This window comes from Jiella pacifica (genome assembly GCF_010500815.1).
In the GTDB taxonomy this organism is placed as follows: Bacteria; Pseudomonadota; Alphaproteobacteria; order Rhizobiales; family Rhizobiaceae; genus Jiella; species Jiella pacifica.
This window is the reverse complement of sequence record NZ_JAAAMG010000052.1, coordinates 1-2,678: the sequence shown is the minus strand read 5'-3', so window position 1 is coordinate 2,678 and position 2,678 is coordinate 1. Positions and strand designations below refer to the sequence as shown.

The following is a 2,678-nucleotide window of genomic DNA, read 5'->3' as shown; positions in this document are numbered from 1 at the left end:
GNCCCCCCCGTCTGCCTGCAGTCTCGAAGAGACGAGGACGGACAAAGTGACAAAACCGATTGGCGACACCACGAACGACAGCGAGTGGTGGAGCCTATCGGGATCGAACCGATGACCCTCTGCTTGCAAAGCAGATGCTCTCCCAGCTGAGCTAAGGCCCCGTTTGTTTTCGCTCACGCGCGAGGCGCTCCGCGAGGGCGGACCAAAGGTCCGACGGCCGTTCGGCCTACCGAAGAGGCGCCAGGCTTTCACGACAAGGCGCCCTTGCAGCCGCAACCCGGTGGGCCCGGCCCCGTCTGCCCGCAGCGAAGCGAGGACAGACAGACAAGGAAAGCTGCCCGGGCCCACCATTTTGGTCGGCACAACGCTGCAATCCTCGATCGGACGCCTCACCAAAATGGTGGGCCCGGGTAGATTCGAACTACCGACCTCACCCTTATCAGGGGTGCGCTCTAACCAACTGAGCTACGGGCCCGAACCGGTGTGGTCCGCAACCTTCGGCGATCGTCTTCATCCGTCATATCGAAGAGACATGACGGAGATGCGACCGACCGGCTGCTGATAGGCTCGGCAGATATTCATCATCCTGACAAGAAAGAGAAACGAAGGCGGCGGGGCTCTGCCCTTCACGCCCTAGGCTGGTTTCCTTGCCCCATCCTGCGGCAAGCCACAGGCAGGGTTCGTCGTCCAGCTTCATAAGCGCTTCGTGTATGCGCGGCATCGACTGACTTATCGACGCCTTGTTCCAAAACAATCCGATACGGGAGGTCCGGCGAACCAGACCCGAAGGCCTGATGGACCGAACGCCGTGAAGGATCGTCCTTAGAAAGGAGGTGATCCAGCCGCAGGTTCCCCTACGGCTACCTTGTTACGACTTCACCCCAGTCGCTGACCCTACCGTGGTCGCCTGCCTCTCATTGCTGAGTTAGCGCAACGCCTTCGGGTAGAACCAACTCCCATGGTGTGACGGGCGGTGTGTACAAGGCCCGGGAACGTATTCACCGTGGCATGCTGATCCACGATTACTAGCGATTCCAACTTCATGCACCCGAGTTGCAGAGTGCAATCCGAACTGAGACGGCTTTTTGGGATTAGCTCACCATCGCTGGTTGGCTGCCCACTGTCACCGCCATTGTAGCACGTGTGTAGCCCAGCCCGTAAGGGCCATGAGGACTTGACGTCATCCCCACCTTCCTCTCGGCTTATCACCGGCAGTCCCCTTAGAGTGCCCAACTGAATGCTGGCAACTAAGGGCGAGGGTTGCGCTCGTTGCGGGACTTAACCCAACATCTCACGACACGAGCTGACGACAGCCATGCAGCACCTGTGTCCACGCCCAAAGGGAGGAAACCGTCTCCGGTAACCGTCGTGGCATGTCAAGAGCTGGTAAGGTTCTGCGCGTTGCTTCGAATTAAACCACATGCTCCACCGCTTGTGCGGGCCCCCGTCAATTCCTTTGAGTTTTAATCTTGCGACCGTACTCCCCAGGCGGGAAGCTTAAAGCGTTAACTGCGCCACCGAAGGATAAATCCCCCAACGGCTAGCTTCCATCGTTTACGGCGTGGACTACCAGGGTATCTAATCCTGTTTGCTCCCCACGCTTTCGCACCTCAGCGTCAGTTGTGGTCCAGTGAGCCGCCTTCGCCACCGGTGTTCCTGCGAATATCTACGAATTTCACCTCTACACTCGCAATTCCACTCACCTCTACCACACTCGAGACTTCCAGTATCAGAGGCAGTTCCGGGGTTGAGCCCCGGGATTTCACCCCTGACTTAAAAGTCCGCCTACGTGCGCTTTACGCCCAGTAATTCCGAACAACGCTAGCCCCCTTCGTATTACCGCGGCTGCTGGCACGAAGTTAGCCGGGGCTTCTTCTGTGGGTACCGTCATTATCGTCCCCACTGAAAGAGCTTTACAACCCTAGGGCCTTCATCACTCACGCGGCATGGCTGGATCAGGCTTGCGCCCATTGTCCAATATTCCCCACTGCTGCCTCCCGTAGGAGTTTGGGCCGTGTCTCAGTCCCAATGTGGCTGATCATCCTCTTAGACCAGCTATGGATCGTCGCCTTGGTAGGCCATTACCCCACCAACTAGCTAATCCAACGCGGGCTGATCCTTTGCCGATAAATCTTTCCCCCGTAGGGCACATACGGTATTAATTCCAGTTTCCCGGAGCTATCCCGTAGCAAAAGGTACATTCCCACGCGTTACTCACCCGTCTGCCACTCACCCCGAAGGATGCGTTCGACTTGCATGTGTTAAGCCTGCCGCCAGCGTTCGTTCTGAGCCAGGATCAAACTCTCAGGTTTGATAAGAGATTGTCCTAGCCGTCACTGTTCTCAAAGCTTGACGAGAATCTTCTCGACACCCTGCCCGGCCATCCCAAAGCCCGAAAGCCTTGAGGACGACCAAAGGCCCGACCCGCAATCCTGCGAGATCAGGCGACAAAGGATGCCGTCGTCCTCCAGCCCACGACGACCCGCCAAACCCGAAGATCCGGCAAATCCGTCAAACAGACCAGAGAAACAATTCTCATCCAAGAAACATGTAACGACTTGGTTGTCTCCAGAACTCACAAACCAATCAGATCACTCCGATCAATCCATGAGCCGCAGATCCCGCGCCGCCCACGCTTCTCTTTCTTGTCTCTACTACCAACAATGTCAAAGAGCACG

2 tRNA genes and 1 rRNA gene are annotated in these 2,678 nt (G+C 57.2%); all 3 read right to left on the bottom strand.

Annotated features, from left to right (window positions below):
- Positions 1-85: 85 nt before the first annotated feature.
- A tRNA-Ala gene (locus tag GTK09_RS26855) sits at positions 86-161 on the bottom strand.
- A gap of 237 nt (positions 162-398) precedes the next feature.
- A tRNA-Ile gene (locus tag GTK09_RS26850) sits at positions 399-475 on the bottom strand.
- Positions 476-826: 351 nt separating this feature from the next.
- Positions 827-2,312: ribosomal RNA gene (locus GTK09_RS26845) — 16S ribosomal RNA — on the bottom strand.
- Between the last annotated feature and the right edge of the window lie 366 nt (positions 2,313-2,678).